This is a genomic window from Alteromonas sp. ASW11-130 (assembly GCF_026183735.1).
Classification (GTDB): Bacteria; Pseudomonadota; Gammaproteobacteria; order Enterobacterales; family Alteromonadaceae; genus Alteromonas.
In genome coordinates, this window is sequence record NZ_JAPFRE010000035.1 from 22,295 (window position 1) to 48,561 (window position 26,267).

Annotated in this window: 22 protein-coding genes; 13 read left to right on the forward strand and 9 right to left on the reverse strand. The window is 43.7% G+C overall.

From position 1 onward, the window contains the following. Positions 1-319 precede the first annotated feature (319 nt). A complete protein-coding gene (locus tag OPS28_RS12465; protein WP_265609795.1) occupies positions 320-1,057 on the forward strand; it encodes a hypothetical protein in 738 nt (245 codons plus the stop codon). 43 nt (positions 1,058-1,100) lie between these two features. Here OPS28_RS12465 and OPS28_RS12470 read toward each other — a convergent pair whose 3' ends face one another. Together OPS28_RS12470 and OPS28_RS12475 are read right to left on the reverse strand one after the other, a co-directional pair. Further along, the gene (locus tag OPS28_RS12470) at positions 1,101-1,517 is read right to left on the reverse strand and encodes an MAPEG family protein (protein ID WP_265609796.1); all 417 of its coding nucleotides are present in this window, start codon (positions 1,515-1,517) and stop codon (positions 1,101-1,103) included. A gap of 82 nt (positions 1,518-1,599) precedes the next feature. Further along, a complete protein-coding gene (locus OPS28_RS12475; RefSeq protein ID WP_265609797.1) occupies positions 1,600-2,115 on the reverse strand; it encodes a fasciclin domain-containing protein in 516 nt (171 codons plus the stop codon). A 196-nt stretch (positions 2,116-2,311) separates the two neighbouring features. Here OPS28_RS12475 and OPS28_RS12480 point away from each other — a divergent pair, with 196 nt between their 5' ends. Beyond that, the gene (locus OPS28_RS12480; protein WP_265609798.1) at positions 2,312-3,484 is read left to right on the forward strand and encodes a tetratricopeptide repeat protein; all 1,173 of its coding nucleotides are present in this window, start codon (positions 2,312-2,314) and stop codon (positions 3,482-3,484) included. A gap of 30 nt (positions 3,485-3,514) precedes the next feature. Here OPS28_RS12480 and OPS28_RS12485 read toward each other — a convergent pair whose 3' ends face one another. From OPS28_RS12485 to OPS28_RS12505, 5 genes are all read right to left on the reverse strand, one after another. Then, positions 3,515-4,354 (reverse strand): isopenicillin N synthase family dioxygenase, encoded by an 840-nt coding sequence (locus OPS28_RS12485; protein WP_265609799.1) that lies wholly within the window; start codon positions 4,352-4,354, stop codon positions 3,515-3,517. A gap of 96 nt (positions 4,355-4,450) precedes the next feature. Then, entirely contained in the window at positions 4,451-5,662 is a 1,212-nt protein-coding gene (locus OPS28_RS12490) for a NupC/NupG family nucleoside CNT transporter (RefSeq protein ID WP_265609800.1), read from the reverse strand. Between the two features lie 12 nt (positions 5,663-5,674). Next, a complete protein-coding gene (gene udk / locus OPS28_RS12495) occupies positions 5,675-6,298 on the reverse strand; it encodes a uridine kinase (RefSeq protein ID WP_265609877.1) in 624 nt (207 codons plus the stop codon). A 111-nt stretch (positions 6,299-6,409) separates the two neighbouring features. Further along, positions 6,410-7,366, reverse strand: a complete 957-nt coding sequence (locus tag OPS28_RS12500) for a hypothetical protein (RefSeq protein WP_265609801.1) — start codon at positions 7,364-7,366, stop codon at positions 6,410-6,412. After that, positions 7,359-8,183 carry a PhnD/SsuA/transferrin family substrate-binding protein gene (locus tag OPS28_RS12505; protein WP_265609802.1) on the reverse strand — a complete coding sequence of 275 codons (825 nt, stop codon included), beginning with the start codon at positions 8,181-8,183 and terminating at the stop codon, positions 7,359-7,361. Before OPS28_RS12505 ends, OPS28_RS12500 begins: the two co-directional genes overlap by 8 nt. A 418-nt stretch (positions 8,184-8,601) precedes the next feature. Between OPS28_RS12505 and OPS28_RS12510 the strand changes: the two genes are divergently transcribed. Next, entirely contained in the window at positions 8,602-11,643 is a 3,042-nt protein-coding gene (locus tag OPS28_RS12510) for a TonB-dependent receptor (RefSeq protein ID WP_265609803.1), read from the forward strand. A gap of 134 nt (positions 11,644-11,777) precedes the next feature. Next, entirely contained in the window at positions 11,778-12,464 is a 687-nt protein-coding gene (locus OPS28_RS12515) for a type 1 glutamine amidotransferase domain-containing protein (RefSeq protein WP_265609804.1), read from the forward strand. 42 nt (positions 12,465-12,506) lie between these two features. Here the strand turns inward: OPS28_RS12515 and argR are convergent, their stop codons facing one another. Next, entirely contained in the window at positions 12,507-12,971 is a 465-nt protein-coding gene (gene argR / locus OPS28_RS12520; RefSeq protein WP_265609805.1) for a transcriptional regulator ArgR, read from the reverse strand. A gap of 250 nt (positions 12,972-13,221) precedes the next feature. Here argR and mdh point away from each other — a divergent pair, with 250 nt between their 5' ends. After that, the gene (gene mdh, locus OPS28_RS12525) at positions 13,222-14,160 is read left to right on the forward strand and encodes a malate dehydrogenase (protein WP_265609806.1); all 939 of its coding nucleotides are present in this window, start codon (positions 13,222-13,224) and stop codon (positions 14,158-14,160) included. 459 nt (positions 14,161-14,619) lie between these two features. Here the strand turns inward: mdh and ppc are convergent, their stop codons facing one another. Beyond that, on the reverse strand, positions 14,620-17,241 hold the full coding sequence (gene ppc / locus OPS28_RS12530) for a phosphoenolpyruvate carboxylase (protein ID WP_265609807.1): 2,622 nt from the start codon (positions 17,239-17,241) through the stop codon (positions 14,620-14,622). A gap of 232 nt (positions 17,242-17,473) precedes the next feature. On the opposite strand from ppc, the gene OPS28_RS12535 reads away from it, so the two are divergent. From OPS28_RS12535 to OPS28_RS12570, 8 genes are all read left to right on the forward strand, one after another. Next, the gene (locus OPS28_RS12535) at positions 17,474-18,094 is read left to right on the forward strand and encodes an FKBP-type peptidyl-prolyl cis-trans isomerase (protein WP_265609808.1); all 621 of its coding nucleotides are present in this window, start codon (positions 17,474-17,476) and stop codon (positions 18,092-18,094) included. Positions 18,095-18,218: 124 nt separating this feature from the next. After that, positions 18,219-18,752, forward strand: a complete 534-nt coding sequence (locus OPS28_RS12540) for a TRAP transporter small permease subunit (RefSeq protein ID WP_265609809.1) — start codon at positions 18,219-18,221, stop codon at positions 18,750-18,752. A gap of 11 nt (positions 18,753-18,763) precedes the next feature. Further along, positions 18,764-20,137 carry a TRAP transporter large permease gene (locus OPS28_RS12545; RefSeq protein WP_265609810.1) on the forward strand — a complete coding sequence of 458 codons (1,374 nt, stop codon included), beginning with the start codon at positions 18,764-18,766 and terminating at the stop codon, positions 20,135-20,137. Between the two features lie 13 nt (positions 20,138-20,150). Then, positions 20,151-21,242, forward strand: a complete 1,092-nt coding sequence (locus tag OPS28_RS12550) for a TRAP transporter substrate-binding protein (protein ID WP_265609811.1) — start codon at positions 20,151-20,153, stop codon at positions 21,240-21,242. A gap of 70 nt (positions 21,243-21,312) precedes the next feature. Beyond that, on the forward strand, positions 21,313-22,491 hold the full coding sequence (gene fabV, locus OPS28_RS12555) for an enoyl-ACP reductase FabV (protein WP_265609812.1): 1,179 nt from the start codon (positions 21,313-21,315) through the stop codon (positions 22,489-22,491). Positions 22,492-22,969: 478 nt separating this feature from the next. After that, a complete protein-coding gene (locus OPS28_RS12560; RefSeq protein ID WP_265609813.1) occupies positions 22,970-24,307 on the forward strand; it encodes a Na(+)-translocating NADH-quinone reductase subunit A in 1,338 nt (445 codons plus the stop codon). A 3-nt stretch (positions 24,308-24,310) separates the two neighbouring features. Then, positions 24,311-25,513 (forward strand): NADH:ubiquinone reductase (Na(+)-transporting) subunit B, encoded by a 1,203-nt coding sequence (locus tag OPS28_RS12565; protein ID WP_265609814.1) that lies wholly within the window; start codon positions 24,311-24,313, stop codon positions 25,511-25,513. After that, positions 25,503-26,264, forward strand: coding sequence for a Na(+)-translocating NADH-quinone reductase subunit C (locus OPS28_RS12570; RefSeq protein WP_265609815.1), 762 nt, complete (start codon positions 25,503-25,505; stop codon positions 26,262-26,264). The genes OPS28_RS12565 and OPS28_RS12570 overlap by 11 nt, the downstream gene beginning before the upstream one ends. The last annotated feature ends 3 nt before the right edge of the window (positions 26,265-26,267 follow it).

The following is a 26,267-nucleotide window of genomic DNA, read 5'->3' on the forward strand; positions in this document are numbered from 1 at the left end:
TTCCAGTTTTCTATCGCGGAGCAGTTGCTATTGTTCCCCTATGAAGAGTGGCACCACGGTTAAATGTGAGTAATACCGACAGCATCACTCAACTAATAAATAACACAATTTTGTAGTGCAATAAGGGGCGCGACCGAGCTCTAAAAACTGTACAGGTCTAAACCGCACAAGGTATGTTCAAAAGAGTGAACTCACTTTAATTGCTGAGTATAAATGGGTATACCACAGTATCCATTAGGCTACCTAAAACACATTCTAACTGGTTAACAAATAACCACATTTTGTTATTATTGGCGCGTCAAAATGTGAGGTCAGTAGTATGCAAATCAACACCAATCTTGAAAAACAGGATTATATCAACGCTTACAAGGAGATGTGCTTATTCGTATTAAAGCGTCCGCTCTTTGCTAGTTTGATTATGGCGGTTGCTCTTGCGACAACAATTATCCCCTTTCACATGTTTCCACTCAAAATGGCAGGTTTTGCACTGACTATTTTAATCACGGTTTGTTTAACCACGCTGTTGTACCGTACAGGCTCGTTGCAAGGCTTGATTGATGAAGTACGGTTCCAACAAAAGGTGTTTCTACCCGCCGTTATCGCTATTTTAGCGTTAAGCTGGTTGGGTTTTGTGGTCGCAGATGTATTGATTGCAATGGTTGGGCAGCAGTCCGAGGTACAAACACAACTTGCGGCCGCCACTATATCTGAAGGGTTAACCTCTACGTCTATGTTGGCTGCGGTCCTTGCTGGTGCGATTATTTGCATCGCGCAGATCATGCCCTTTGTTTTGGCTTACTTTTGTAATGGCCTGAATGTGTCTAAACGGCAGGGTGAACATATTTGGCTGGCCTTAATGATGCGTTCTAAAACGTTCTTGGCATTCATTCCTGTAGCGCAGTTAATTCCAATCGGCCTGATATTTAATATCGATACTACTGGGGCTATGATTTTGCTGGCTTCGCTTTATAGCACATTTCTATTTTTTATTGTGTTTAACATTGAGCCTAAGCAAGCAGAGAAGTCACAGCAACTGACCATAGCTGAGCAAATGTAGCCGTGTTAGCAAACAGGACGGGCGCTAAGGCCGCCCTTTTTGATTACAGCAAATGAATTGCCAACATCACGAGTAGTACGCCACACGCTAACCACCCTATCATGAAAAAGTAGCTTCTTGGGCTAGGGTTTTTCTCGGTGGCAATAGCGTAGTAAAGTACCATATGGAAAAGTCGTGCTATGGCATAAATCCACACGATAATAGCTAAAGTACTGGGATCAAAACCAACCATTATTGCTAGCAGCGAGGGAAACACTATTAGCGGTAAGTTTTCCAGCGAATTTTGGTGTGTTCGATGGCTTCTGAACACAAAAGAGTGGTGACCTAAGTTGTCGTCGACCACCCCTGGTACATAGTGGGTCTGCTTGCGATGTGCCAGGGTAGCAACGAAGCTCTGTATAAATAAAAGCAGCAAGATAAACCACAAACCCCAAATTGCTAAATTGTAGGTGACAAACATAGCCTTCCTTTTTATTAGGTTATTTCTATCTTATTGTTTTAACGCAATAATATTATAATAAGTACAATGTATTTCAACATAGTTACAATTTACCCTTTACGTCCTTTGGAATAAGAAGCGTATCAATAGCGTGTATGACGGCGTTCGAGGCAGAAATATCGGCCTGAGTTATGTTGGCCCCGTTAACTCTTAACACCCCGTCACTGCTTGATAACTTCAGAGGTGCCCCTTCGACGGACCGTAAGTCAGCTTTATCTCCTAATTCACTTGCTTTATGTTTACCTTTGATTAAGTGATAGGTAATTACTTGAACTAAATATTCACGATTATCTTTGTTTAGCAGCCTGTTGAGCTTTTCTTCAGGAAGGGAATTAAAAGCTTCGTTCGTTGGCGCGAATACCGTAAACGGCCCAATATCACGAAGCGTTCGGGTAATACCAGCACTTTTGATTGCTTCAATGAAGATTGTAAATTGAGGATCCTTGGCGGCGGTCGCTATAAAATCTGTTTCTTCTTCCATGTACTCCTGAGCGCTTACGGAGGAAGCTAACACTATTAACGCTATTACTAAAAATGAACTCAAAGCTTGAATTCGCATATTTTTCTCCAGTATAGGTATCAGTTTGTTTTTCTTATGCTGACAATAGAATAAGTCACGCGTAATTTGCCAATATCATTTAACGAAAATTGCGGTTAAAAGGTTACCTGATAAGTTAAATGAAGCGGTGTTGAACCAATGCCCTCCTCTTTATTGTCTATACTAACAATAGGGTAAATAGGTTTGGGTGACCGCTATGAATCGCATATTAAATTTATTCTTATCCATATGCTTACTTTGTGCGTGTGTCACTACCCCCGACCCATCCGATCTATCAAAGTCGTCCTTTAAGAATTTAGACGACAATTTGTTTCCTAGCTATAAATTATTCAAAGTTGAAACCAAAGACCAAATATTTGCTCTTAATGAAGGGGCGAAATTGTTTGTCGATCGCATTAAAAAGCCCAGTCCTTCTAGCGCAGTGAATACGCCAGACGTGAAAAAGCTGGTAGAAAACATATTCGACCATACCAAGATGGGGCTCAGCTACAGAAATAATGCAAATTCAACAGCTAGCGAAACATTCGATAATAGAACGGCGAACTGCCTTTCTCTGTCTATCATGACCTTCGCAATGGCCAAGTATGCGGGGTTAGATGCCGCGTTTTATGTAGTGGATATTCCGGAATATTGGGTAAGGCAATCGGGGTTTGATGTGTTAAACGGACACATTAACCTAAAGATTTCGCCTGAAAAAGAACCGAATTCTATTGTGTTACTTAGCGAAATTGTTGATGTGGACTTTGATCCACAAGATATACGCAATCAATTTCCCAGAAAACGTATCGCTCCAGACCGAGCATTAGCGATGTTTTATGTGAACAAAGGAGCGGAAGCGCTAATGCAAAATAGTTATAGCAAAGCTTACGCGTATTTTAGAGAGGCTGTGCTAACTGATCCTGAATACTCTTCAACGTGGACGAACTTAGGGGTACTGTTTAGGATAAATGGCTACTACGAGGCAGCAGAGAAGGCTTACCGCCATTCGCTGGCACTTGATGAAAGCAATTGGACTGCTTGGGAAAATTTAGCTTATTTGATGAATCGGACCGATAGAAAGAATGAAGGTAACGCTATTTTAAACAGGCTCAAGCGCTTGCGATTACATAACCCGTTTTATCATCAAATTCTCGGCGAAAAAGCATTTGAAAAAGGGGAATACGCTAAAGCGATTAGACATTATCGTAATGGTTTAAAATTAGACAGAAAGAAAGCGCAGATATTATTCGGATTAGGTAAAAGCTATTATGCGGAAGGTAACATTAATAAAGCCGCACATTACTTATCTTTGGCCGCACGCTTTGCGCCCAATAAAGATTTAGAGAAAAGGTATCAGAGTAAGCTCTCTTTACTACAAACAAGTTTATAAGCGACACCCTAAATCGGGTGCCCGCATCAATTAAATGACACCCAGCTCCTTCAGCCGCTCTTTTAAGTATGAATCGGCCGTATGACGCTCTGATAAGACGACATCTGGACGTGGATGAAGAAAGAGTGGTAATGAAATACGTGACTTGGTCATATCTACGTTTTCAGGGTTTATCACTCTATGTGTGGTAGATGGGAAATAGTGGCCGGAAGCCTCTTGTAGCATGTCCCCAATGTTGACAATTAAATTACCGAAGTCACAAGGCACATCTATCCATGAACCATCTTGTGCTTTCACCTGTAAGCCAGGCTCGTTTGCGGCGGGGAGTATAGTAATTAAATTAATATCTTCGTGGGCAGCTGCTCGAATAGCATCGGGCTCTTCGTCACCTTTTAGCGGCGGATAATGCAATACACGTAGAAGAGTTTGATCACTATCTTTAATCATTTCTGATAGTGGCTGACTATACTTCTCGCTTACTTCTTTTGGAGAGTTCGTTTCAATCCAACTCAGTAGCTCTCTAGCAAGCGTATTTGCTTTTTCATAGTATGACGCAAGCAGAGGACGCAGCTCTTCAGGACACTGACCCCATGGATAGAAGTGAAAATACTCTTTAATATCTTTTTGCTTAAAGCCTTTAGCTACTTCTGAGACAGTTGTTGGGAAGAAGCCATCTTGCTTGTGTTTGTTATATAGGTATTGATGTTTTTCTTCGCTATCAAAAAAAGTTTGCCAGGCATCATAAATTTCCTGCACCATGGATTGCTGAAGAGGGTGGTTTTTTAGTACACCAAAACCGGTTTTGCGAAGCGATTCAACAAACAACTGATCCGCATTTTCGGCGTTATAATCGACTGCGACTAATTGCATAACTATCTTTCCAAATAAATAAAAGGGCTGAGTGATTTAAACAGCCCTACTTTTAAAAAGGGAATCTTACCGCAGATTTCACGGCAGTAAAATTGCTTAACCTAGTGACAAATAAAAACCTGCCAAAGAAGCACTCATTAAGTTAGACAAGGTGGCGGCAATAACCGCTTTAAGTCCAAGTGATGCAATCTCTTTGCGGCGGGTTGGAGCCATCGCGCCAATTCCACCCATTAATATAGCGATAGATGAGAAATTAGCAAAGCCACACAATGAAAAGGTTACAATAGCTTGTGTAGCCGGTGATAACGTATCTATTTGTTTAACAAAATCTAGATACGCGACAAATTCGTTCACCACAATTTTCTGGCCAATAAAACTACCTGCTATTTGTGCTTCTTCCCAAGGCACGCCAATAGCCCATGCTAATGGTTGTAAAATAAAGCCTAAGATACCTTGAAAGGTCACGCCATCAAAGCCAAACAATTCCGCAGTCCAGCCAATTAAACCGTTTAGCATGGCGATAAGTGCCACGAATGCCAATAACATAGCGCCAACGTTTAGGGCGAGTTGCAACCCGGCAGCTGCTCCAGTCGCCGCCGCATCAAAAACATTGGCGTAGCTGGTTTCTTCAGCATCTATATTATCCAGCTCATCATTCGCTTTATTAATTTCAGGCTGAATGATCTTCGCCATTAATAAGCCGCCAGGTGCAGCCATAAAGCTTGCCGCCAGCAGGTATTTCAGCTCCACACCTAAACTGGCGTAGCCTGCCATTACCGAGCCCGCGATAGAAGCTAATCCCCCCACCATAATGGCAAAGAGCTCTGAACGTGTCATGTGCGGTATAAAAGGACGCACCACTAACGGGGCTTCGGTCTGTCCGACAAAAATATTGGCCGCAGCCGACATGCTTTCTGGGCGGCTGGTCTTCAATGCAGCCTGTAAAAAACCACCGATAATTCGAATGATCCAACTCATAATACCTAAGTGGTAGAGAACCGCGATTAACGACGAGAAGAAAATAATGACAGGCAATACATTAAAGGCAAAGATGAAACCAAGGGATTTGTCGCCCACTGGGCCGAATAGAAAATTAATCCCTTGTTGGCTGTAGTTAATGATGTCGCCAACGAACTCAGTCATTTTCAACAGCATCTTAATGCCTGGTTCGAAATAGAGAATAAATGCACCTATCAGCGCTTGGATGGCGAATGCACCGCCCACTGTTCTCCAGTTAATCGATGATCTTGAAGCTGATAAAGCAAAGGCGATGCCGAGCAACAGCAAAATGCCCAGTAAACTTACCATAGCCAGTCTTCCTTATTGCAATGCCTGCTGGATATGCGATTTGATCACGTCCAGTGCGATTTGGTTTTTCCCACCTTGTGTAACAACTACATCAGCAGTGAAACGACTAGGCTCAATGAATTGGTGATACATCGGTTTAACAGTGGCTTCATATTGCTTTGCCACAGATTCTAATGTTCTCCCTCGTTGTTTGACATCCCGCATCATACGTCTCATCAAGCAAATGTCTAATGGCGTATCAATGAAAATTTTAACATCGTACAAGGGGAGCAGTTCCGGCCGGGCAAGTAACATTATTCCTTCAAGAATGATAACCGGGGCCGGTTGAAGACACTCGGTTTCAGGTAATCTGGTGTGGGTTTTAAAGCAATAGTGAGGGTAATCAATATTTTTACCTTCACGTAAGCTTTGTAGGTGAGCTTTTAACAGCTCGTGTTCAAATGCATTTGGGTGATCATAATTGTTCTTTTCACGCGCCTCCATAGGCAAATGATCCTGAGCGCGGTAATAGTGATCTTCCCGCAAGATCTGGACAGAACTGCCTTGAGCAGAAAAAGCATTAAACAAATTTTCGGTAAAAAGCGATTTGCCAGAGCCCGAAGCTCCGGAAATAGCAATAATTAATGGCGATTGCATAGCGTGTGAGGACAATTTTTCTTGGTGCAAAGATACTTGTTTGTACAGCATGAATCAATCACAACGTTATAAATTGTGCAATTTGGGCTCAAAAACCGAGTCAATAATTAATTACGTGTGGGTAATTTCTATGTCTGAGGCTTTCAAGTTGCGCAATGCAAACGAGTGTTGTTTAGATCGTGAGCCTTCGCCCTGCGCTCTGGGGGGATAGTATTTCTCTTTTAACGTGGGCTGACCGATATACAATTCATCCAAAGCTGAACGAATTTCGCTAAGTGTTTTGTCAAGATTAGCATTAAAGTCAGGACGCTTGCGTTTCGTATGACCCAGTTCAATTAAACGGCTAAACACTCTATTACATAAAGCAGAGAGTTCATTAGGTATGTCCTGTTGATGGGAAAGGGTACTGTTAGGATGGTTGATGCAATACTGTAACAAAGCTGCGTAAAAACAGAATGGTTTATTTTGTAAGTTCACCACTTTGTTATCAATATTATTAATTAGTGTTTTTTCTTCGAGATTGACAATCAAAATTGGCGTAAGCGGTTTTGGTGCTCTTTTCGATGGGGACGTGCTTTTCTCACTCCGTTTTGTTCTATATAAAGCCAATCCGAGAAAAATAGAAACAACCAGACTTGGAAGATTGAAGTGTAAATAGGTAAGTAGCGGCAAATTAGCCAAATGAATCGTCACGTGTTGTTCCGAAGATGTAAACGATTTTATTATAGGGTGGCTGTAATCCGCGTTAAAATCGTAGGTGTTGTGAACGTCTTGAATCGATAATACGCGCACGGGGAGGCGTTGTTCTCGTAAGTCGGCGTTTAAACTATGTATATACGATCGTAAATCTTGTTCGTTTACCGATGTTGAAAGGGCATCATTACCTACGTCAAGATAAAAACTATCCAATAAAATGCGTTCATATACACGGTCATTAGCTTGATGATGCAGCGCTAATGCACCAATGATTTGCCCGCCAAACACCGCTGTTTGTAACACTACAAATGCCGTAACAATTAGTAGTATCAGTCGGCGGCACGAAATGCGAGAAAATATTTTATTATTCATTACAGCTGCCTACTAATTCGACCCGTTGGTAATATCCTTTATTCTGACTAGTTGCCAAAGCCCTTATCATACTTTGAATAGCGCATTTTAAGTCGGTATTCTGGGTCTGCATCTTCAAATACCAACGCATCCCCGTAACGGTATCATTAACTGGGGTAATGTAGTTTTTAGAAAGAATTTCGCTATCGGTTTGATCCCAATAGGACGAGATAATATCTACTTCCCCGGCAAGTAATGCCTTTCTTAGCTCAAAATGTGAATTATAGTATTTTAGCGTAACGGTATTTTCACTTAAGCCTAAAGTCGTTAGCACCGTTTTGGGCACAATATGGCCTGAACGACTGCTAGGGTAATCCAATAAACCTATTCGCTGTCCCAATAGGAATTCCTTTGTAATTCGCGGTTTCTCTCTTAGGGCAATAAAATAAGCTTGATAGTCAGGATATGTAGCAATCGCCTCATACCCGTATATCTCATCCGCGACAAAAGCCTCAACTATATTGCTCTTTATTAATGCCAAATCACTTACACCGTGATTGATATAACGAAATGTATCGAGATCACTATGACCGACCCGTACTTCAACCTGGCCAAATTGTCGTTTTATCACACTATCATTACAGAGTAATTCCAGCGTGGTGTTGGCGACACCTTCATCTGTGATATAAACCGAGAAGGGGGTCTGATTTTCTGAAAGCGGAGCCGCACAACGTAAAGTATGGGTAATTTGTGAGGGCACTTCGGCTATATTCTTAAAGTTATCGTTGAAGCCCCAATAGCCAAAAACGGCTATCAAAGACAACCATAAGATAGGCATTGTTAGGCTGGGTGAGGGAAATTTGATCAAGTTTTGTCGCTGAGGTTTTCTTATTTATTGGCCTTATTTCATCAGTGAACGTTATTTATTGCAATAGGTAAAGTTATTTAAGAATGGTAAGTTGCTGTTTTTTGGTTTTATTTTATAAAATAACTTGAATTTTCTTAAGGGCTGTTTATTCGTTGGGGGTTTGTGACAATTGCGCCCGCAATGAAAGGGTCTTATCTAGTCATTCGTCCTTTGCATTAGAAGAATAAAAAGCACAGCGACTCATTAGGGTACAGTACGTTGGCACAGCGAAAAATGGCCAAGAGATTGTCACAAAGATGCAACAATAATCTTTAACAATTTCGCCGCCAAAAAAACTAGTCAGGCTACAAAAACAATTTTTAAAGCCAAATTAAAGGGAAACACACACATGTTTGCTAAATCTAAAATAAGCCGTGTTGCTATCGCGGTTGCTATGTCTGTTGGCATTGCTACCAGCGCAATGGCACAAGAAACTACGTCAGCTATAAGTGGTTATATAGTAGGGCCCCAAGGTACTCCTGCAACTGGTACTACTGTTACTATTAAGCATATACCTTCTGGAAGCACGAAAACCGTTACCGTAAATGATAACGGAGAGTTCGACGTAAGTGGTTTACGTGTCGGTGGTCCGTATCAGATTTCAATGGACTCTGATAATTTGAATGACGCTGTAGTAGATGATTTATACCTTTCATTAGGTGACACATTAAGCTTCGACTATGCCTTGACTTCTGGTAATGCTACAGTTGAAAAAATTCAGGTCACGGGCACGCGTTTAGCGGCAATGAACTTTGGTCAAAAAGGTCCGGCTGCTAATTTTGGACTCCAAACAATCGAAAACGCCCCCGCAATAAACCGCAATATCACTGATATTATTCGTATAGACCCCCGTATCTATGTTAATGAAGGTGCTGGCGATTTAAACCAAGTTCAGTGTGTAGGTAAAAGCCCGCGTTTTAACAGTCTGACCTTAGATGGCGTTCGTATGAACGATTCATTTGGTCTTAACTCTAATGGTTACCCTACAGAAAGAATGCCTTTTTCTTTCAGCGCGATCGAGCAGGTTGCTGTTGAAATCGCTCCCTTTAGTGTTATCTATGGCGGCTTTACTGCATGTAATATCAATGCAGTAACAAAAAGTGGTACAAACGAAATCCACGGCGGCGTGTTCTATGACTACACAAACGACAGCATGCGCGGTGACTCTCTTGAAGGCGAAGATATCACTTTAGGTGATTACAACGAAAAACGCTTTGGCTTCGACATTGGCGGCGCCATCATTAAAGATTCACTTTTCTTTTACGCGTCGTATGAGAAACTTGAAGGCGTGAACTTGTTTGATCGTGGTGTACAGGGTTCTGGTGCTATAAACGAGTTAAATATTACTCAAGCTCAAGTAGATGAGATTGTTCGTATCGCAAATGATCTTTATCAATACGATCCAGGTCCTATACCTTCCAGTCTCCCTGTTGAAGATGAGAAATTATTGGTTAAATTAGACTGGAACATCAATGATGACCATCGTGCATCTTTTACCTACAACTACAATGATGGTTTTAACAACAATGAAGCTGATGGTGATCTCGACGAATTTGAATTTCAAAATCATCTTTATGAGCGCGGCGCTGAGCTAAATTCTTATGTAGGTGCTTTCTATTCTGACTGGACCGATAACTTCTCCACCGAAATCCGTTTATCTTACCTGGAACTTGATAATCGTCAGATTTCGCTTGGCTCTTCAAACGGAAAAGTTGGCGGCAATGATTTCGGCGAAATGCGCATCGTTCTTGATGACGTCGATGTTTACTTAGGCACCGACGATAGCCGTCAAGCGAACGATTTGAATTATGATACGATGGGCTTAATTCTACGCGGTTATTATTATATGGATAACGGCCATAAGCTGACGTTTGGATATGAAAGAGAAGATCTAGACGTATTTAACGTATTCGTTCAGCACACTGAAACTGAAATGCGTTTCTTTGGTGGTATTTCTGCTTTTGAAGCAGGGACACCGGGAGCCATTTATTATAATAACGCACCGTCAGGGGATCCGAATGATGCTGCGGCAGTGTGGGGCTATGCGTCTAATAGCTTATATGTCCAAGATGAGTTTGACCTGACCGATGATTTGTCAGTAACTGCAGGGATTCGATACGACTGGTATACCACCGATGACGCACCGATTGAAAACCCTGATTTTACCCGCGAATATGGTTTCAGTAATGCAACTAATCTTGATGGTGCAGCACTACTTCAGCCACTTATTGGACTAACCTATACGTTGACTGACAGTACTGAACTTCGTGGTGGTATTGGTCGCTTCAGTGGTGGAAATCCGAACGTATGGTTATCCAATAACTTCTCCAACAATAATGTACTTCAGTTTGGTGCGCGTGGTCGCAGCTTTGGTTATACCGATGGGTCTCGCTCTCTGTTTGATGATGACGTAGTCTACAAAGGTGTAGAGGATGGCGTACCTGCCGGCCCTGGGTATGGTATCCCAGCAGAACTGTTTGACGCAGTGGCTTCGGGTGAAGGAAGTAATTTTGATATTAATTACTTAGATCCTGATTTCAAAATTCCAAGTGAAATCAAGCTTTCGACTGGCGTAACCCATATCACCGATGGCGGCTATGTTGTTACAGCTGACTTATTGATGTCATTGACTCAAGATGCGGCAATGATTAAGCGTGGCGATATCGTAAAAGTGGGCACCGTAGAAGGTGGTTATCCGGATTATGAGAGCACTAAGATGTCCTCGTTAGTATTGACGAATTCTGATGAAGATTCGCTATCTTATACTATCTCAGTGGGCGCGAATAAATCTTGGGACAACGGTTTCTCTTTAACCACTGGTTATGCGTATAACGAAGCCGAAGACGTACAGCCGATGACAAGTTCGGTTGCTTTCTCAAACTACCAGTACCGCGCTTTCTTCGATCCAAATGAAGAAGTATCTTCTACTTCGGATTGGAACGTACAACACCGGTTTACTGCTAGTTTGCAATATGAGAAAGAGTTCTTTGCTGGCTTAAATACTACCTTTACTATGGTTGCGTTGGCAAACTCTGGCCGTCCATACAGCTTCACATACGATCAAGATACGGGTAACAGCATTTATGGCTTCACCCCGTACATTGATAGCGACAGCGTGTTACCTCCAGGTTTTGAACGTAATGACCAGGAAACTCCTTGGTGGTTCAAGGTTGACATAGCCGTTAGGCAAGAACTTCCTGCGTTTTCTGCGGATCACTCGGCCTCTGTATTCTTTACTATCGATAACTTTACCAACTTCTTGAAAGATGATTGGGGTATTCTGGAAAGTGTTCCATTCAATACTGTGGAAGTAGGTACAGAATCTCCTCACCGTCGAGTTGGTGACGCTTCACTATGGGAAGCACGTATTGGCGTTAAATATGAGTTCTAATATTTAATCAATATTGCTAAAAGCGCCTCGAAAGAGGCGCTTTTTTTTGTCTTAAAATCGAGTGATTAATAAACTTTATCTATTTTAAAACGGTATGGAATAACACATGCTAAATTAAAGAAGCGAGGGAACATATGACAAAGCAAATTTTAATGGTAATGACGTCACATGACGCATTAGGCGACACAGGTAATAAAACAGGATTATGGTTAGAGGAATTTGCCTCTCCCTATTATGCGTTTGTAGACGCCGGCTATTCAGTCGCACTTGCGTCACCAAGGGGGGGCGAGGTGCCAATCGATCCCAATAGCCTGGAGGAAGATGCGTTAACGGACGCCACCAAACGCTTTGCAGATGACGAACAGGCGCGTACTGCGTTGGCTTCGACTATTCCGTTGATTGACGTACGAGCTGATGAATTTGACGCTGTTTTCTATCCCGGTGGCCATGGACCCTTATATGATCTGGCGGATAATCGCGATTCTATTACCTTGATCGAAAATATGCTTAAAGCCAATAAACCCGTTGCTGCCGTTTGCCACGCGCCAATTGTGTTAAAGGACGTTATGGGTGAAGAGGGTAAAGCGTTTATTGATGGTAAGGAAGTGACGGGTTTTTCAAATGAAGAAGAGTCTGCCATGGAACTGGATAAAATAGTACCGTATTTAGTAGAAGACGAGTTACGTTCCCGCGGCGGAAAGTTTAGTAGTGCAGATCAATTTGAACCCCATGTATGTGAAAGCGGCTTGCTGATAACTGGTCAAAATCCAGCGTCTTCAAAACCCGCCGCAGATGCATTAGTGTCACGCTTAGGAAGCTAAGCTTAGCTGGATAGTAAGAAAGGTGCGCCGAAAGAGGCGCCTTTAAACACTGTCAAATAGATCTTCTACACGCTGCCGTAACTCTTCGATTTTACTTACGTCAGCAGGGGCAATAAAAATGGTGTCGTCCCCAGCGATAGTACCTAATACACCATCTTTTTTACTCAGTGAATCCAATAAGCGAGCGATTAACTGTGCGGCACCGGGGCTAGTCCGAATAATTACCATAACGTTGTTATGCACGATATCTAGTACCAAATGCTTTAGCGGACTCTTTGCTGTCGGCATGCCAAGCTCGGGGGGCAGGCAATAGACCATATCGCCACGTGCATTGCGGGTGCGTACAGCACCAAATTTGCTCAGCATCCGGGATATTTTAGATTGACTAATATTGTCATATCCCTGGATTTTTAGCGCATCTACTATTTCGCCCTGAGACCCATAGCTTTCTGCTTTAAGTATTTCCTTGAATGCTTTCACTAGTTGTTCTTGTTTTATATTAGCCATTACATCTCTTATTTTTGGTGTTGTGGTAGGGTTACGTTATTATATACAAAACCGATTGTGCATTTTGCCCGATGGGTGCATGAAACGCAATTTAATTGCATAATCATTCATATTTTTGAATATAAGCAATCGCCTGTAAAGAATGCTGATTTACTATCTAGCTGCGCTTTGTATGCGATTGCGTTTTCTTTTGCGTTACATTACTGTGACGCTCCGTTATTAAACGTGAGTAAACCATAGGAGAAATGGTATGAAAGTAGCCGTGTTAGGTGCTGCCGGTGGTATTGGTCAAGCGCTATCCTTGTTGTTAAAAACACAACTGCCTGCTGGATCAGATTTAGCGCTTTACGATGTTGCACCTGTTGTACCAGGTGTTGCAGTAGATTTAAGTCATATCCCCACCGCAGTTAATGTCACCGGTCACGGAAAAGAGGAATTAGAACAAGCATTGTCAGGTGCTGATATTGTGCTTATTCCTGCAGGTGTCCCTCGCAAACCTGGTATGGATCGTTCTGATTTGTTTAACATTAACGCGGGTATTGTAAAGAACCTGATTGAAGGTGTTGCTGATCATTGTCCGAAAGCGTGTGTGGGTGTTATTACTAACCCAGTTAACACTACCGTAGCTATCGCAGCCGAGACGCTTAAACAAAAAGGCGTTTACGACAAGAACAAGCTGTTTGGTGTGACTACACTGGATGTAATCCGTGCCGAAACTTTTGTTGCTGAATTAAAAGATTTAGATCCGGCGAATGTGCATGTTCCTGTTATTGGCGGCCATTCTGGTACGACGATTCTTCCTCTGCTATCTCAAGTGGAAGGCGTAAGTTTTAGTGATGAAGAAGTTGAGAAACTAACTCATCGCATCCAAAACGCTGGTACTGAAGTAGTGGAAGCCAAAGCTGGTGGCGGTTCTGCAACGCTTTCTATGGGCCAGGCCGCGGCACGTTTCTGCTTGTCTCTTGTGGCGGCAATGCAAGGTGAAAATGTCGTTGAATACACCTATGTGCAAACTGATGATAGCGATGATGCAGCGTTCTTCTCTCACCCGGTGCGTTTAGGTGCAAATGGTGTTGAAGAAATCTTATCGTATGGTGAACTTAGTAGTTTCGAGCAAAAAGCTAAGAACGAGATGCTTGAAGGACTTCGCGGCGATATCAAGATTGGCGTTGAGTTTGTAAATAAGTAAAACCTATTTTTAACGTATGCAATGACACTTATCAGTTTGAATCAGGTTTCAATCGGGTACTGTCTAGTAGCATACATAAAAGTATTGAAAATCCGGCTAGCGTGAGCAGTCGGATTTTTTACTTATATTGTTGGGATCTTAAGTTGCGATGACTATTCCACAGAATTAGTGAGAAGGGTAAAGGCGAATTGTTTTGTAGCCTGAGAAGCAGCTTGCTCCAACCCTACAAGAGATTGTTGATTCAATAGCGTCCTTGTTTATCTCGGTCTTGTCGATGCCTTGCACGGTAATACCTATTGTGGTTAAAAGAGGTGGCGACTTCCGCCGAATTGACGGAAGCTTTTTGTCAACTTACTGAGTGACTACACCATGCCCATAGCAGACTGGCCGTATAGGTGGAAACCTTTGACGCAAGGTTCCCGATTAGATATGAGCCTTTATCCTAAATGGATGAGCCGACTATCCGGTGTTTCGCATTCCGATTGCAATTCCCGCAATGGTAACCATCATTGCTCTTTCCAATGTGGTATCAGCGGCATCGGCCTGTAACTTGCGGATACGGTCCAATAACTCTATTTGCAAAAAGTGGAGCGGCTGAAGATAACCTGCACGAATGTTCATCGACTCTTTGCCTTTAGGATCGTCGGCCATAATGGTCTTCTGCTTAGTTAACTGGAGTAACGACTCCACACTGGTTTTGAGTTCCGTGCGTAACTCCTCGCCAAAGTGTTTTAATTCTTCAGGTACTAAACGCGCGTCGTACTCTTCACTGATTCGAGGATCGGCTTTGTGAAAAACCATGTCCAACATAGATAAACGAGAGCGATAAAAGGGCCAGTCTTTGAACATTTCGTTAACGATTTTTTCATCGCTTGACGCCTTCACTTCATCTATTGCCCGCATAACACCCAGCCAAGAAGGTAATACCAAACGCGTTTGTGCCCAGGCAAAGATCCATGGGATAGCCCGTAAACTTTCTATACCACCTGAAGGTTTGCGTTTAGAAGGACGACTCCCTAACGGTAACTTGCCTAATTCCTGTTCAGGCGTGGCCACTCTGAAATAAGGCACAAAATCACGATCGTTACGGACTGTTTGGCGATAGTTATCACGTCCCAGCGCAGCCATTTTGGTGATGAGTTCACGCCATTCCTGTTTAGGTTCTGGCGGTGGAAACAGCATTGCTTCGATGATAGCGCTAGCGTAAATGCCTAAGCTGCGTTTGGCCAGCTTCGGCATACCAAATTTATAGCGAATTGTTTCGCCTTGTTCGGTAACTCTGAATCCACCTTCTAACGAGCCCGGAGGCTGTGAATAAATAGCTGCATGGGCTGGCAACCCACCGCGGCCAATAGTTCCGCCACGCCCGTGGAACAGAGTTAGGGTAACGTCAAATTCACTCGCGACTTTTACCAACGCTTCCTGAGACTCATATTGCGCCCAACCCGCCGCTAAAGCTCCCGCATCTTTGGCTGAATCAGAGTAGCCGATCATAACGAATTGACGGCCTTTTACGTAACCTCGATACCAATCGATGGAAAGCAGGCGCTGCATCACTTGTGGGGAGTTATTTAAATCATCTAAAGTTTCGAACAACGGGGCTACAGGCATTGGCCAATTTACACCAGACTCTTGCAGGAGCAACTGTACAGCCAGTACGTCGGAAGGTTCACTTGCCATGGAGATAATATAAATACCGAAGCCATCTTTACGGTGTTGGGCGATGACCTTACACGTATCTAATACTTCCTGAACTTCTTCTGACGCCCCCCAGTTTTGCGGAAACAGCGGACGTTTCGAACTAAGCTCTCGGAGCAAAAATGCTTGCTTATCTGCCTCGTTCCACTGGGCGTAATCCCCTAACCCTAAATAACGCGTTAGTTCGCTGAATACATTCGAATGACGCTCAGAATCTTGTCTGATATCCAGGCGCAACAAATGAACACCAAAGCTATGCACGCGCCTGATAGTGTCTAATAATTTGCCATCGGCCGTCACCTTCATGCCACTGTCGCATAACGAGTTATAGCATAGTGTCAACGGCTCAAGTAACTCTTCATCGGCTTCGATCCAGTTTGAACGATTAACATTCTTCCCAGCAAGATAGTCAGAGATACCATCTCGGGTGGCAATGCAGCGTTGATGTAATGGTCTGAGCACGGCACGATAGGGTTCATTCGAATCACCAGCAACGTTTCGTAATGCTTCGTTGCAGTCAAACATTGACAGTTCAACTTGCAGGTTATCCAAATCTTGAGCAAATAATTTAGCTGCGCGTTTTCTGGCCAGTAATAACACTTGTTCTGTCACCTTTGCGGTAACAAAAGGGTTTCCATCACGGTCGCCACCCATCCAGGAACTAAATTGAACGGGAGACGCATCAATAGGTAACGAAACGTTATATTCCAGTTCCAAACGCTCGTCCAAATCGCGTAAAAAGTCGGGCACAGCCTCCCATAGCGAGTTTTCAATTACCGAAAACCCCCACCGCGCTTCATCAACTGGAGTAGGACGTACAGAACGTATTTCTTCTGTATGCCAGGCTTGACTTATTAGGTCGGCAATACGGGTCTCAATACGAGAACGTTCTTTGTCACCTAATGTTTCCTGATGTACTGTTTGCAAACAGCTCGCTAGTTCTTTGTGTTTATGAATTAGTGTCCGTCGAGTAACTTCAGTAGGGTGAGCGGTTAATACCATATCGATATTGAGCTTGCTAACGGCTTGCTGAACCTTCTCGGCCGATAGATTCGCTTTATCAACATGTTCGAACAGTGTGTCGATTGACGCATCCACATCCATTACGCTGTTATATTCTTGCTCGGCAATATTTCCAAGATTCAAAAACTGCGCAAATGCTCTCCCCACGGTTAATAAATCAGTATCGGATAGCGTTTTGAAAGTTTCTTTCAGGTTTTCTGTGGCTGATCCTTCACCTTGATATGATGCTCGCCCATCTTTTCGAATAGTCTCAATCCGATCCAGCCACTCTTGACCAAGTTGTGCCTTGATGGTTTGTCCAAGTACTGTACCCAGATATCGTACAGTATCTTTTAGTTCAGCATCATAGTGTGATTGCATTGTATCCTCCTGTGTTATTGCTATTCACCTTACTGTGTGTAAACGAAGATGTCTAACCACATTCAGTTATAATTCAATCCTGTTTGTTTGGTTCAAATCGATTTAAATCAATAGGGACGCAGGGTGGCGTTGGGTATGATACAATGTTGCCTGTTTACAAATAGTCACCATAGTTTTTAATTATATTGATTATTTATTAATCTAAAAGTGTAATAAAATTTCAGGAGTGAATGTGTCAGATAAATTTTCTTCAATTGAATCTCAGGCAAGTTACGGTATCGGCTGGCAAATGGGCGAGCAGTTAAAATCAAACCCTTTTGACGGATTGACGTTAGATGCTGTTGTGGAAGGTTTGCGTGATGCGTTTAATGGTGAAGGCCAACAAGTAGACAATGAGCAACTTCGTGATGCATTTGGTGCAATCCATCAACGTATGCAAGCTGAAAAGGCAGATAAGAACAAGGAAGTGATTGCCGCAAATGAAGCATTTTTAGCCGACAATGCAAAACGAGAAGAGGTCACCGTCACAGAGTCGGGGCTGCAATACGAGGTGGTTGAAGCTGGAAGTGGTGACAAACCCGCCGCAGATAGCACGGTGCGTGTTCACTATCACGGTGAATTAATTGACGGCACGGTGTTCGATAGCTCGTATCAGCGCGGTCAGCCAGCAGAATTTCCTGTGAATGGTGTTATTAGAGGCTGGACAGAAGCGTTGCAAATGATGCCTGTTGGCGCTAAATGGCGTTTATATATTCCGTCGCAACTGGCTTATGGAGAACAAGGCGCAGGTGCCGCAATAAAGCCCTACAGTTCACTTGTTTTCGATGTTGAATTACTAGATATTCTTGGTTAAACAGCATTGGGTGTGGCTGCTTGAATAATTTTGTTCAAGTAGCCGCGCAACAGTTGGCAAAGCTGTGATTTGCCATTACCCTAGTCAGCCTTGTTATGTAAACGTTAATGTCAGGTTAGGGTTCATGCCTTCTCCCTCCGCTACAAGTGATAAGCTCACGCTGATAAGTCAGCGAATTACGCTCGTTAACCGCACGCTTTGCGTGGGTGTCAGTTTCGCTACCCTCCTGATGGTGGTCATTACATTTGCAATCGTTGTGCTTCGTTATGGCATAGGAGTGGGCTGGATTGCCATGCAAGAATCGGTAATGTATTTGCATGCGACAGTATTTATGATTGGTATCGCCTTTACTTTGGCTGACGATGCCCACGTGCGTGTGGATGTGTTTTATCACAAAATGTCGCTGCAAAAACGAAGCTGGGTAAATGCATTGGGTACGGTGCTTCTGCTTTTTCCCGTGTGTCTCTTTATTATTAGTTATAGTTTTCGGTATGTAGTTGAATCATGGGGGTTACTAGAGGCATCTCAGGAAGCCGGGGGGCTGCCTCTGGTATTTTTACTTAAATCCCTTATCCCGATAGGTGCAATACTTTTATTACTACAAGGTGTAAGCGTACTGCTTAACAGTATTAACCAACTTCGCAATTTAACAAGGTAACAGGAACAGCAATGGAGTGGATGGCAGTCGTTCTCTTTTTAGTTATTTGTTTGGTGTTATTGTTAGGTTATCCCGTTGCATTAACATTGGCCGGAACTTCCTTGATATTCGCTGGTTTGGGGGTGTATTCCGGTACGTTTGATTCGAGTTATTTAAACGCGCTTCCTAGCCGCTTGTACGGCATTTTAACTAATCAAACGTTAATTGCTGTGCCACTATTTATCTTCATGGGAATAGTACTGGAAAAATCGAAAGTAGCTGAAGCCTTGCTGGTATCTATGGCCCAGCTGTTCGGGCGATTTAAGTCTGGTATGGCTATTTCGGTCGTCTTAGTGGGTATGTTGTTAGCTGCGAGCACAGGCATAGTAGGCGCCACCGTCGTTACCATGGGTTTGCTTTCCCTTCCAGCCATGTTGAAGCGAGGCTACAGTCCCGCGTTCGCCAGTGGTGCAATATGTGCTACGGGCACTTTGGGACAGATAATTCCTCCTTCTATAGCTTTGGTGTTACTGGGGGACGTGTTATCCAGCGCTTACCAGAAAGCGCAGCTATCGATGGGAATATTTTCCCCCGAGTCAGTGTCCGTTGGCGATTTGTTCGTGGGCGCGATAATACCCGGCATGATTTTAGTGGCGATGTACCTGTTATACGTCTTTTCAATGTCGTTTCTATCAAAAAATGCGATGCCATCCAGCAGTGATATGAACACTGATGAACCCTTCAACGTGGGTAAATTACTCGGTTCATTGCTACCCCCACTTATTCTTATTTTTATCGTTTTGGGTTCAATCTTAGCTGGCTTCGCTACCCCTACCGAAGCCGCAGGTGTGGGAGCGATGGGAGCTTTGCTTTTAGCCATATTACAACGCAAAATGTCATTTGCGCGTTTACGCGGCGTGATGATGGAAACGACCAAAATTACTTCAATGGTGTTCCTGATCCTGATAGGCGCGTCTATTTTTTCTCTCGTCTTTCGCGGCTTTGGCGGGGAGGAGTTGGTGCACGAGTTCTTATCTGACTTGCCTGGAGGCGTCTTCGCAGCGATGGTTATCGTGATGCTGGTCGTATTTGTGCTTGGTTTTATTTTAGACTTTATCGAAATTACGTTTGTGGTTGTTCCTATCATCGCACCAGTTTTACTGTCCATGGGAGTTGACCCTATATGGCTTGGCATAATGCTCGCCGTAAATTTACAAACGTCCTTTTTGACCCCCCCATTTGGATTTGCACTGTTCTATTTACGGGGTGTAGCGCCGCCGAATGTTGCTACCGGCGATATATATCGAGGTGTTATGCCCTTCATTTTCATACAAATTATGTTATTAATAGCGCTCGCTATCTGGCCAACATTGGTCACAGCTTTGCCAGATTGGCTCTATGGATAATCGGATAAACAATATGCATAAAATAAAAATAATTTTTGGCTTACTCGCGCTCTTAGTCTTGCAGGCGTGTTCTGAAGAGACATCGGTGCCCACTTCAGAAGAATTGGTTGAAGTAAGAAATTACGAATGGAAATTAGTAACATCCTGGCCTAAGAACTTCCCTGGATTAGGTCATGCGCCAGAACTGTTTGCGAAATACGTAAATGAAATGTCCGGTGGACAGTTGAAAATAAAAGTATATGGAGCCGGAGAGTTAGTTCCTGGTTTTGAAGTATTTGATGCGGTCTCCCAAGGCACCGCGCAAATGGGGCATTCAGGGGCCTATTATTGGAAAGGAAAAATGCCTGCAGCGCCAATTTTTTCAGCTATTCCATTTGGTATGAATGCCGCTGAAATGAATGCTTGGCTTGCCCACGGCGGAGGCTTGGAACTTTGGCGCGAACTTTACGCTCCTTTCGGGGTTGTTCCCTACGCAGGCGGGAATACGGGCGCGCAAATGGCGGGTTGGTTTAAGCGAGAAATTACCAGCTTGGATGATTTTTCTGGTCTTAAAATGCGAATTCCAGGCTTAGGGGGCGAAGTGTTCAAAAAGGTTGGAGGCGTACCCGTGTCCTTGACCGGTGGCGAAATATTCGTTGCATTACAAACTGGTGCAATAGACGCGTCAGAATGGGTCGGGCCATACAACGATCTAGCCTTTGGCTTATTTAGGGCTGCTAAGTACTACTATACGACGCCTTGGCACGAGCCAGGATCAAATCTCGAGTTTTTAGTGAATAAAGAAGCCTTAGAAGCTCTTCCTGCCCATCTCCAAAAAATTATTGAAGTAGCGACCAAAGCAGTTAACCAGGAAATTTTAAGCGAATATGCCGCACGTAATGTACAAGCGATGCGTAAATTAACTAACGAGCACGGAGTCAAGGTGAGACAATTACCAGAAGACGTGCTTCAAGCGCTAAAAGCAGCCACGATGGACGTTATTGTAGAAAAGTCCGCGCAAGATGCAACGTTTAAAAAAGTGTATAAATCGTATGAAGATTTTTACAAGAAAATTGAGAAATATAACGCCCTTTCTGAGCAAGCATACTTCAATTTACGGCAATAGTTAGCTGCTCCGAGTTGTTATCATCAACTGCATGCATACAATAACGGCATCTCATCAAAGGAAAAACATTATGGTAATTAAGCCGAAAGTAAGAGGCTTTATTTGTACGAATGCCCACCCTGTGGGTTGTGCCGCGGCGGTAAATGAGCAAATTAACTTCGTTCAGGAGAATAAACCGGAAGGCGAAGGTCCTAAAAATGTGCTGGTCATAGGCTGTTCTACAGGGTATGGACTGGCATCGCGTATTACTGCCGCATTTGGTTACGACGCTAAGACGCTTGGTGTGTGTTTTGAAAAAGCGCCGTCTGAAAGAAAAACGGGTACCGCAGGATGGTATAACACCGCCGCGTTCCATGACGAAGCCAGGAACGCTGGTCTGTATGCCGACACGTTAAACGGTGATGCGTTTTCAGATGAAATGAAAACCCAGGTAATCGAAAAAATCAAAGCTGATTTGGGTAAAGTTGACTTAGTTATTTATAGCTTGGCTTCTCCGCGCCGAACTGACCCGGATTCTGGGATCACCTATAAGTCAACGCTTAAACCAGTCGGACAGGCGTATACAACCAAAACGTATGATACCGATAAAGACAAAGTACATGAAGTCAGTCTTGAACCAGCGAGTGACGAAGAGATTGCAGATACCATTAAGGTGATGGGCGGCGAAGACTGGGAACGTTGGATTAATAAGCTCGCCGAAGCAGATGTTTTGGCCAAAGGTGCCAAAACTACAGCATACACATATATCGGTAAAGAATTGACCTGGCCTATATACGGTCAAGCCACAATTGGAAAAGCGAAAGAAGATTTAGACCGTGCCGCTGCAGCAATTAATGGTTCTCATGATAATCTATCGGTAGATGCGCACGTTTCCTCATTAAAAGCGTTAGTCACACAAGCGAGTTCTGCTATCCCAGTGATGCCTTTATATATTTCACTCATTTACAAAGTGATGAAGGAAGAGGGCACCCACGAAGGTTGCATAGAGCAAATTCACGGGTTATTTAATACTTGCTTATATGGAGAAAATCCCACATTGGATGAGCAAAATCGTTATCGGATGGATGGGATAGAAACCAATGATGCCACTCAAGCGAAAATTAAGGCTTTGTGGGATCAGACTACGCAGGATAACTTCCATCAGCTTAGTGATTATAAGGGATACAATCACGAGTTCTTAAAGTTATTTGGTTTCGATATCGAAACAGTGGACTATGAGCAAGATGTCGACCCGATGGTAAAGTGGTAACTGGGTTTTTACTTGTTACTTGTTACTTTTGCATTTTTAAAGCCTGCGACAATGCAGGCTTTGTTATTATTTGGAGCGCCATAATCTACTTTTTCTCACTTTGCGGAAAACAAAATTAACAGCATCCGATTAAAAAAATGGCTGTTTATCCATTATTTGCATGGCACAAAGTAGCCGGTTGATGCTAAAATCCCGAAATTAAGTAGGGGTACTTTAGTTTACTCCTTTTTAGATATAGCTTTTCTCATGCTTAGCTACGCAATCTTTACGGACGATGTCGCTGACAAGCATAAGCTCCATAACATCAGTAAGCAGTGATCCAGTATCACCGGGAGATATTTGTTCTGGGGTAGTACTGTGTAGCCAGTTTGGCTTTAGTAGGCTATGTTTTTATGTCGATAGTGCTTTTTTGCATAAGCGTTCGCTGTTTAGCGGTCATGCGAAAGGGTATTTTTAATTTAGAGTAGTGCGAAAACATATGATAAAAATCAAGAAAGGTCTCGACCTCCCTATTAAGGGAGCGCCTGAGCAGCAAATCTCCGAAGGAGTAGCTGTTACGCGCGTTGCCATTCTGGGAGAAGAATATGTGGGCATGCGCCCAACGATGCACGTTCAGGTAGGCGATCAGGTACAAAAAGGCCAGATTCTTTTTGAAGATAAAAAGAATCCTGGTGTTAAATTTACCGCGCCTGCAGCTGGTGAAGTGGTTGAAGTCAACCGTGGAGCCAAGCGTGTACTTCAGTCAGTTGTCATTAAAGTGCAAGGTGATGGAAAAGTGGAATTTCCCACTGTTTCTGAAGCCAATATCGCGAATGCGTCTAGAGAACAACTTCAGCAAACGCTGGTTGATTCAGGTATGTGGACAGCGTTACGCACGCGGCCATTTAGTAAAGCGCCTGCACTTGGTTCAATACCTGTGGCTATATTTGTCAATGCGATGGATACAAATCCATTAGCAGCCGATCCTGCCCCTATTATCGCAGAACGTGAACAGGACTTTGTTCATGGCCTAAAAGCGATGACGGTGCTTAGTGGCGGTAAAGTATTCGTCACGAAAGCGGCGGGTGCAAATGTAGCAATTGGTGATGCAGCTGTCGACGTAGAAGAGTTTGGAGGTCCTCACCCAGCTGGCCTGGTTGGCACCCATATCCACTTCTTGGAATCGGCAGGCGCTAAGAAGGTTGTCTGGCATATAAACTATCAAGACGTAATGGCCATAGGCTCGTTATTGAAAACAGGCGAATTGGATAACCGTCGGGTAGTGGCATTGGGTGGACCAGCAGCCGTAAAACCACGATTGGTTCGTACCGTATTAGGTGCAGACATTGCTGAACTAACTGCAAATGAAGTCGTTGACGGTGATGTACGAGCCGTTTCTGGCTCTGTTCTTCATGGTACTACTGCGCAAGGAGTCCATGGGTTTCTTGGCCGTTTCCATTTGCAAATCTCACTACTTAAAGAAGGTCGTGAAAAGAAACTGTTTGGTTGGTTAGCTCCTGGTTCTGACATGCATTCAGTAACGAATGCTTATCTGGGCCATTTGAGCAATAAAACGTACGATATGACCACATCTACCAACGGTTCAGAGCGTTCCATGGTGCCGATCGGTAACTACGAACGTATTATGCCATTAGACATCCTACCTACATTGTTACTACGTGACCTGATATCAGGTGATACCGACAGCGCACAACAAATGGGTTGTTTAGAGTTAGACGAAGAAGATTTGGCACTTTGTACTTACGTTTGTCCAGGCAAATATAATTACGGCCCTATTCTGCGTAACTGTCTAGCCAAGATCGAGAAAGAGGGTTAAATAATGGGTTTGAAAGCGTATTTAGAAAAGATCGAACCTGATTTCGAGCCGGGCGGGAAATACGAAAAGTGGTATGCACTATATGAAGCTGCCGCAACAATTTTCTATACACCGGGTAAAGTGAACAAGGCGGGAACGCACGTTCGTGACAGTATCGACTTAAAACGTATCATGATTATGGTGTGGATGGCGACATTCCCAGCCATGTTCTTTGGTATGTACAATATTGGTTTCCAAGCTCAGGAAGCGCTTGTCGCTGGAGCTGGAACGCTGCCTGATACATGGCAAGCAGCACTATTCACCTCCTTGGGAGGGGATTTAACTAATGCGGGTGGTTTGGGCCTGTTCCTATATGGCGCCTGTTTCTGGCTTCCCATCTATGCAGTAACGTTTATTGTGGGTGGTTTCTGGGAAGTATTGTTTGCTTCAATCAGAAAACACGAAGTCAATGAAGGTTTCTTTGTTACTTCAGTTTTGTTCGCATTAACGCTTCCTGCAACTATTCCATTATGGCAGGTTGCCCTAGGTATCACCTTTGGTGTGGTAATCGCTAAAGAAGTGTTTGGTGGTACGGGACGTAACTTCCTTAATCCGGCTTTAGCTGGCCGAGCTTTCCTTTACTTTGCTTACCCTGTGCAGATCTCAGGAGATCAGGTATGGGTTGCTGCAGACGGTTTTTCTGGCGCAACTGCCCTGAGTCAGGCTGCTGCTGGAAACTTTGATTACACCAACATGAGTATGTGGTGGGATAGCTTTTACGGCTTTATACAGGGTTCAGCAGGTGAAGTATCAACCTTAGCGATCATTTTAGGTGGCTTATTCATTCTGTATATGCGGATAGCGAGCTGGCGTATCGTCGCTGGCGTGGCGATAGGGGTAGCAGGTTTTGCTACTTTACTAAACCTTATTGGTAGCGACACCAATCCAATGTTCGCTATGCCAGCGCATTGGCATTTCGTTATTGGCGGTTTGGCATTCGCGATGTTCTTTATGGCTACGGACCCAGTATCTGCCGCGTTCACTAACAAAGGTAAGTGGGCATTCGGTATATTTATTGGTGTAATGACGGTATTAATCCGTGTACTTAACCCTGCTTTCCCTGAAGGGGTTATGTTAGCCATTCTATTCGCAAACTTATGGGCGCCGTTGTTTGACTATTTCGTCGCGCAAAGCAATATCAAGCGGAGGTTAGCACGTGTCGGCTAAGAAAGAATCTTTAGGAAAAACAGTCGGCATCGTAGTTGCCGTATGTTTAGTGTGTTCAATTGTGGTATCGGGTGCGGCTGTGGGCTTACGCTCAATTCAGGAAACCAATGCTGCGTTGGATAAAAAATCAAATATCCTGGCCGCTGCTGGCTTGTATGAAATGGGCATGAGCGGTAGCCAGATTGAATCAACGTACAGCGAAAACGTTGAGCAACGTTATGTCGATCTGGAGACTGGCGAGTTTACTCAAGCACCTACACCTGACTATGACATGTACAAGGCTGCGAAGCAGGCCAACTGGAGTACTAAAGTTGAAGGCAGCAATGTTGGTTTCCAGCGCCGCGCGAATGTTGCTTCAGTTTGGCTAGTTAAGGACGGCAATGACGTTAATCGTATCATTCTCCCGGTCCACGGTAGTGGGTTGTGGGACTTGATGTATGGTTTTCTTGCTGTGGATGCAGACGGCGAAACAATCGCAGAATTGGTATATTACCAGCAAAAAGAAACACCTGGATTAGGTGGTGAAGTGCAAAACCCATCCTGGCAAGCTAAGTGGGAAGGGAAAAAGCTTTACGAAGATGGCGACGTTGCTATTCGCGTGAAGAAAAGCGCAAACCCCGATGACCCCTACGCTGTAGATGGTCTTTCTGGTGCGACTTTGACCAGTAACGGTGTGGAAAATACCATTCGTTACTGGGTAGGTGAGAACGGCTTCGGCCCGTTTTTGAAAAAACAAGCATGGCGTTCATAAGGG